This window comes from Stenotrophomonas sp. PS02298, from assembly GCF_029959445.1.
Taxonomy (GTDB): Bacteria; Pseudomonadota; Gammaproteobacteria; order Xanthomonadales; family Xanthomonadaceae; genus Stenotrophomonas.
Map to the genome: position 1 here is coordinate 46,058 of NZ_JASCOR010000009.1, position 7,172 is coordinate 53,229.

The 7,172-nt window shown below is 63.0% G+C and carries 5 protein-coding genes; 4 read left to right on the plus strand and 1 reads right to left on the minus strand.

What is annotated here, in order from left to right; genetic code table 11:
- Positions 1–85: 85 nt before the first annotated feature.
- Positions 86–1,312 carry a cell division protein FtsZ gene (gene ftsZ, locus QMX78_RS02935; RefSeq protein WP_282266376.1) on the plus strand — a complete coding sequence of 409 codons (1,227 nt, stop codon included), beginning with the start codon at positions 86–88 and terminating at the stop codon, positions 1,310–1,312.
- Positions 1,313–1,595: 283 nt separating this feature from the next.
- Complete coding sequence (gene lpxC / locus QMX78_RS02940; protein ID WP_282266378.1) at positions 1,596–2,507, plus strand: UDP-3-O-acyl-N-acetylglucosamine deacetylase; 912 nt, start codon at positions 1,596–1,598, stop codon at positions 2,505–2,507.
- A gap of 226 nt (positions 2,508–2,733) precedes the next feature.
- Here lpxC and QMX78_RS02945 read toward each other — a convergent pair whose 3' ends face one another.
- Positions 2,734–3,168 carry a DciA family protein gene (locus QMX78_RS02945; RefSeq protein WP_282266380.1) on the minus strand — a complete coding sequence of 145 codons (435 nt, stop codon included), beginning with the start codon at positions 3,166–3,168 and terminating at the stop codon, positions 2,734–2,736.
- A 12-nt stretch (positions 3,169–3,180) separates the two neighbouring features.
- On the opposite strand from QMX78_RS02945, the gene QMX78_RS02950 reads away from it, so the two are divergent.
- Both QMX78_RS02950 and secA read left to right on the plus strand, forming a co-directional pair.
- The gene (locus QMX78_RS02950; protein ID WP_282266381.1) at positions 3,181–4,131 is read left to right on the plus strand and encodes a M23 family metallopeptidase; all 951 of its coding nucleotides are present in this window, start codon (positions 3,181–3,183) and stop codon (positions 4,129–4,131) included.
- 177 nt (positions 4,132–4,308) lie between these two features.
- Positions 4,309–7,020, plus strand: a complete 2,712-nt coding sequence (secA, locus tag QMX78_RS02955) for a preprotein translocase subunit SecA (RefSeq protein ID WP_282266383.1) — start codon at positions 4,309–4,311, stop codon at positions 7,018–7,020.
- Positions 7,021–7,172: the final 152 nt, after the last annotated feature.

Consider the following 7,172-nt stretch of genomic DNA (forward strand, 5'->3'; position numbering starts at 1 on the left):
CAACTCGCCGGTGCGGGCGGGCGCAGAAGGAGAAGGATTCTTCCCGGATGCCCGAACCAATCACGGCAATAGAGAGGACATGGACATGGCGCATTTCGAACTGATTGAAAAGATGGCACCGAACGCGGTGATCAAGGTCGTTGGCGTGGGCGGCGGCGGCGGCAACGCCGTGGCGCACATGGTCAACAGCAGCGTGGATGGCGTGGAATTCATCACTGCCAACACCGACTCGCAGGCCATCAAGAATTGTGGTGCCAAGCTGCAGCTGCAGCTGGGCACCAACGTAACCAAGGGTCTGGGCGCAGGCGCAAACCCGGAAGTCGGCCGCCAGGCCGCACTGGAAGACCGTGAGCGCATCATGGACGCCCTGCAGGGTGCGGACATGGTGTTCATCACCGCCGGCATGGGCGGCGGCACCGGTACCGGTGCTGCACCGGTGGTGGCACAGCTGGCCAAGGAGATGGGCATCCTGACCGTGGCCGTGGTCACCAAGCCGTTCCCGTTCGAAGGCCGTCGCCGCATGCAGGTGGCGCTGAAGGGCATCGAGGAGCTGAGCCAGCACGTCGATTCGCTGATCACCATCCCGAATGAAAAGCTGATCACCGTACTCGGCCGCAACGCCACCATGGTGCAGGCGTTCCGCGCTGCCAATGACGTGCTGCAGGGCGCCGTGCAGGGCATCGCCGACCTGATCGTGCGTCCGGGCCTGATCAACGTCGACTTCGCCGACGTGCGCACCGTGATGTCGGAAATGGGCCTGGCGATGATGGGCACCGGCACCGCACGTGGTGATGACCGCGCCCAGGCCGCTGCCGAAGCCGCGATCCAGAACCCGTTGCTGGACGACGTGAACCTGGCCGGCGCCAATGGCGTGCTGGTCAACATCAGCGCCGGCACCGACATCACCATGAGCGAGTTCGACGAAATCGGCCGCACCGTGCATGCCTTCGCTTCGGAAGACGCAACCGTGGTGATCGGAACCGTGATCGATCCGGATCTGGGTGACGAGATCAAGGTGACCGTGGTTGCCACCGGCCTGAACCGTGCCGTTGCCAAAAACGCACAGCGTCCGGGCGAGCGCGGCCCGATCAAGCTGGTGCGTAACGCAACCACCGGCCAGGCCGAGTTCGACGAGTACGAAAGCCCGGCCGATGCCGTGGCCAAGGCCGTGGGTCACACCATGGGCATGGGCCTGCGTCGTCCGAGTTCGGACACCGTGTCTGCTTCCACCTCGTCGGCGTCGCCGGCTGCTGCAGAGCTGCCGAATGACTACCTGGACATCCCGGCGTTCCTGCGCCGCCAGGCTGACTGATGCGGTAGCGGGGGCCATCCAGGCCCGATCATCGCGTGCGCCGGCAACGGCGCCGTGGGTCGGACTGGTCGGCGCCTGGAAACAGAGCTGATACGTCGGGGCTGTCCACCCCGGCGGGAATACCATGTCCTTTATCGCCGGGCCAAGGCCGGCCCGGCGATATTTCGGTACTGGACGGCAGCTGACGGCCGAATCTGACGCTGTAAAGGGCGCGTGTTAACGCGTGTTATTCTTGTTTGTCCCCCTGGCTGCGCCTGCGCGGCCCCTCCGGCCTTACATACACATGATCCAGCAACGCACTCTCAAGAACACGATCCGCGCCACCGGCGTCGGCCTGCACAGCGGTGACAAGGTCTACATGACCCTGCGCCCGGCACCGGTTGACCATGGCATCGTGTTCCGACGGGTGGACCTGGATCCAGTGGTGGAAGTCCCGGCGCGTGCCGATCTGGTCACCGAGGTCACCCTGTGCACCGGCCTGACCTGTGAAGGTGCCAAGATCCAGACCGTCGAACACCTGATGTCGGCCCTGGCCGGTCTCGGCGTGGACAACGTCATCGTCGAACTGTCCTCGGCCGAGTTGCCGATCATGGACGGTTCTTCCGGCCCGTTCGTGTTCCTGCTGCAGTCGGCGGGTATCGTCGAGCAGGGCGCGGCCAAGCGCTTCCTGCGCATCCTCAAGACGGTGGAAGTGCGCGACGGCGACAAGATCGCCAGCTTTTCGCCGTATGAAGGCTACAAACTGGGTTTCACCATCCAGTTCGATCACCCGATGATCCCGGCCAAGCAGTCGCGGGTGGAGATCGAGTTCTCCACGGCCGGCTACATCAAGGAAATCTCGCGCGCCCGCACCTTCGGCTTCATGCGTGACCTTGAGTACATGCGTGAGCGCAACCTGGGCCTGGGCGGCTCGATGGACAATGCCATCGTGCTCGACGAGTTCCGCGTGCTGAATGACGACGGCCTGCGTTACACCGACGAATTCGTCCGCCACAAGATCCTGGACGCCATCGGCGACCTGTATCTGGCCGGCGGACAGGTATTGGGCGCCTACGAGGGCTTCAAGTCCGGGCATGCGCTCAACAACAAGCTGGTGCGCGCCCTTCTGGCCGACCAGAGCGCCTGGGAATGGGTCAGCTACGACTCGTCGGTGGCCGCCGAGCCGGTGCAATACGGCATCCCGGCTTACGCCTGAGTTAAATAGCGGTGAGGCCGTAAGAGACGCGGCCTTCACAGAGCACGACTACTCCCATTTGTAGTCGTTGTGTGAACCCGATCAGGCTTTCAGTCTGAATTTAACTTTTAATTAACAAAAGACTAACTCCTTCGCTGCATTCCGCGGCTAGGATTCCTGCTGGCTCCAATCCGGTCCTTTGAACGGCTGGTTGGAGGCCGGGGCCGATCAGGCACCCGGTGGCCCTTCAGGACTTTGTTGATTCGACATCCTGCAGGGCAGCCAAGGCGTCACGCAGTCCTTTGTGCGTGGCTTCGCTTACTGCTGTGCTGCGTTGATCGTTACGCACTGGGGAGTGCGCGGACGCGGTCGCAGTCTTGACGGTCACCCGGGTGGCCTTCAGCCCGATGGATCGGGCCGCGTCGAGCAGCTGGTCTTCGGCAAGCCTTACTTTGGCGTGCCACACCGGCGATTCGACGAGAAAAACGAGGTGTTCGCCGTCCACATTGGCCAACCGGCAACGGTTAGCCAGCGCCGGCGGCAAATGGGGGCGCAATTGCCGGTCCATCGCATCGAGCCACAGGGCCCGGCGCAGCGGATTTCCTGCTTTGTCCGCCATCGCCGCTTCCAGCGCCTGTTTGGGCGCGGAACGGGAACGAACACTGGATTTCGGCTCTGACATAAGAATTTTTCAATGACATTTAAAAAGATCGTAATCAAAACGCGTGAACAAAAGGCCAAGACGCCGTTTTCACGTGTTCAGATGTTCTTTGAGGATCGTCCTCAAGCCCTGTTGGGTAGCGTACTTGGCCTTGGTTGCCTGATGGGCGTGGCCCTGAGCTTCGCCATCGGCATGGCCGGCGATGCGGCGCTGCAGTCCAAGGTGGACCATCAGCAGCAGGAGCTGGCCAAGGTCCGCGCCGATGCGCAGACCCAGGTCAACGCACTGGCCGCCCGCCTCGGCGAGCTGCAGGCGCAGGCCACCCGGCTCAACGCCCTGGGTGAGCGCCTGACCCAGATGGGCAAGCTGGAAGACGGCGAGTTCGACTTCCAGGAAACCCCGGGTATGGGTGAAGGCGAACCCGGCCCGACCCAGGACATCCCGGTCAGCGCGGTAAACACCGACTTACAGGTGCTGGAGCAGCGTTTCGCTGCTTCAGGCAAACAGTTGTCGGTGATGGAATCGCTGCTGTTCGACCACCAGCTTGAACAGAACGCCGTGCCTTCGCGCATGCCGATCCGCAACACCTACGTCACCTCCAGCTTCGGTGGCCGTGCCGACCCGTTCGGCCGCGGTGTTGGCAACCACAAGGGCATGGACTTCCACGCCCGCGTTGGCGACCCGGTGCTGGCCGTGGCTGACGGTGTGGTCAGCTTCTCCGGCGTGAAGGGTGGGTACGGCAATGTGGTCGAGATCGACCACGGCAACGGCTACAAGACCCTGTATGCGCACAATTCGCGCCTGACCGTGCGTGAAGGCGGGCTGGTGCGGGCCGGTCAGGAAGTGGCCAAGGCCGGCTCCACCGGTCGCTCCACCGGCGCCCACGTGCATTTCGAGGTCTGGCAGAACGGCGTGGTGATGAATCCGCGCAAATTCCTCGGCGAGGGCGGCAATACGCCGGTCGGCCGGCTCAGCCGTGGCTGATGGGTGGCAAGTCAGCTTCGGCTGACTTGTTTTGGGGAGCTTGAATCCCAAGCGTTCGCCCCAAGCTACAATAGGCGTTGCCATCGACAGGGCGCATTGCGCCCTGTTTCGTTTGTGACCGGTGAACCCAGGGGGTGAGCCAGGTCGCACGGCATTTCATTCAAACCGGTTCCTTCAATGATCAACAGCCTGCTTACCCGCGTTTTTGGCAGCCGTAACGAGCGCCAGCTTCGCCAGCTCAACCGTATCGTCGCCAAGATCAATGCCTTGGAGCCGGAGATCCAGAAGCTCTCCGATGACCAGCTGAAGGCCAAGACCCCCGAGTTCCGTGAGCGCATCGCCGCTGGCGAAGCCCTGGACAAGGTGCTGCCGGAAGCGTTTGCGGTCTGCCGCGAAGCTTCCAAGCGTGTGCTGGGCATGCGCCACTACGACGTGCAGCTGATCGGCGGCATGGTCCTGCACCTGGGCAAGATCGCCGAAATGCGTACCGGTGAAGGCAAGACCCTGGTGGCAACGCTGCCGGTCTACCTCAACGCGCTGGAAGGCAAGGGCGTGCACGTGGTCACGGTCAATGACTACCTGGCCCGCCGCGACTCGGCACAGATGGGCAAGCTGTACAACTGGCTGGGCATGAGCGTCGGCGTGGTCTACCCGGGCATGCCGCACAGCGACAAGCGCGAGGCCTATGGCAGTGACATCACCTACGGCACCAACAACGAATTCGGCTTCGACTACCTGCGCGACAACATGGCGCTGACCCGCGCCGACCGTTACCAGCGCGGCCTGCATTACGCCATCGTCGACGAAGTCGACTCCATCCTGATCGATGAGGCGCGTACCCCGCTGATCATCTCCGGTCCGGCCGACGATTCCCCCGAGCTGTACATCCGCGTCAACCGCGTGGTGCCGGGCCTGATCAAACAGGAAACCGAGGAAGGCGAGGGCGACTACTGGGTCGACGAGAAGGGCAAGCAGGTGTTCCTGTCCGAAGCCGGCATGGAACACGCCGAAGAGCTGCTGCGCGAAGCCGGCATCATCGGTGCGGACAACGACAACGGCCTGTACGCCGCGCAGAACCTGACCGTGGTCCACCACCTCAATGCCGCCCTGCGCGCGCACGCCATCTACCAGCGTGACGTGGACTACATCGTGCGTGATGGCGAAGTCGTCATCGTCGATGAATTCACCGGCCGTACCCTGGCCGGCCGTCGCTGGTCCGACGGCCTGCACCAGGCGGTGGAAGCGAAGGAAGGCGTGCCGGTACAGCGTGAGAACCAGACGCTGGCCAGCATCACCTTCCAGAACCTGTTCCGCATGTACAAGAAGCTGTCCGGCATGACCGGTACGGCCGATACCGAAGCGTTCGAGTTCCAGAGCATCTACGGCCTGGAAGTGCTGGTCATCCCGACCAATAAGCCGACCGTGCGCAAGGACTACCCGGACCAGGTGTTCCTCAACCGCAAGGGCAAGTTCAATGCGGTGCTGGCCGACATCGAAGAATGCGCCAAGCGCGGCCAGCCGGTGCTGGTGGGTACCACCTCGATCGAAACCTCGGAAATGCTGTCCGAGCACCTGCGCAAGGCTGGCGTGAAGCACGAAGTGCTCAACGCCAAGCAGCATGACCGCGAAGCGACCATCGTCGCCAACGCTGGTCGTCCGGGCTCGGTCACCATCGCCACCAACATGGCCGGCCGTGGTACCGACATCGTGCTCGGCGGCTCGCTGGAAACCGAACTGCACGAGCTGGGTGAAGACATCAGCGACGAGCAGAAGGCCGCATTGAAGGCGGCGTGGCAGGAACGTCACGAAGCAGTCAAGGCGGCTGGCGGCCTGCACATCGTCGGCACCGAGCGCCACGAATCGCGCCGTATCGACAACCAGCTGCGCGGCCGTTCCGGTCGTCAGGGTGACCCGGGTTCGTCCCGTTTCTACCTGTCGCTGGAAGACAACCTGATGCGCATCTTCGCCTCTGACTGGGTGCAGAAGGCGATGCGCATGATGGGGATGAAGGAAGACGACGTCATCGAAGACCGCATGGTCAGCCGCCAGATCGAGAAGGCACAGCGCAAGGTTGAAGCGCACAACTTCGACATCCGCAAGAACCTGCTCGACTTCGACGACGTCAACAACGACCAGCGCAAGGTGATCTACGGCCAGCGTGATGAGTTGCTGGACGCCGAGTCGGTCAAGGAAAACATCGACGGCATCCGCGGCGACGTGATCTATGACCTGGTCTCCCGTTTCGTGCCGCCGAACTCGGTGGACGAGCAGTGGGACCTGCAGGGCCTGCAGGCCACGCTGGAAGGCGAGTTCGGCGTGGAGATGGACGTGGTTGGCCTGGTCAAGGCGCACGAAGAACTGGATGCCGAGGCGATCGTGCAGAAGGTCATCGACCGCGTGGACGAGCACTTCGCGCAGAAGGAAGCGGCGGTTGGCGCCGAGACCATGCGCGCACTGGAAAAGCACGTGATGCTGACCGTGCTCGACCAGAGCTGGAAGGAGCATCTGGCCCGCATGGATTACCTGCGCCAGGGCATCTACCTGCGTGGTTACGCGCAGAAGCAGCCCAAGCAGGAGTACAAGAAGGAGGCCTTCGAGCTGTTCTCGCAGATGCTGGAGGACGTCAAGCGCGAAGTGATCACCATGCTGTCGCGCGTGCGCGTGCGCAGCGAGGAAGAAGTAGCGGCAATGGAGCAGTTGGAGCGCCAGCAGGCCGAAGCACGCCTGCAGATGTCGCAGTTCCAGCACCAGGACAACGGCGGCTACAGCGCCGACGAGGAAGCAGCGGAGGTGATCGACGAGGCCAATGCGCCCAAGGTCGGCCGCAACGACCCGTGTCCGTGCGGAAGTGGCAAGAAGTACAAGCACTGCCACGGTCAACTGAACTGATAGAAAAGCCCCGCCAAGTGCGGGGCTTTTTTTGGGCATCTGCCCCTGTAGTGCCGAGCCATGCTCGGCATGGGCTTCACCGGTAATGCCCCTGCCGAGCATGGTTTCCATGTCCGGCGGATCCAGCGTCTCGTAGCCCGGGTAGTCGACGA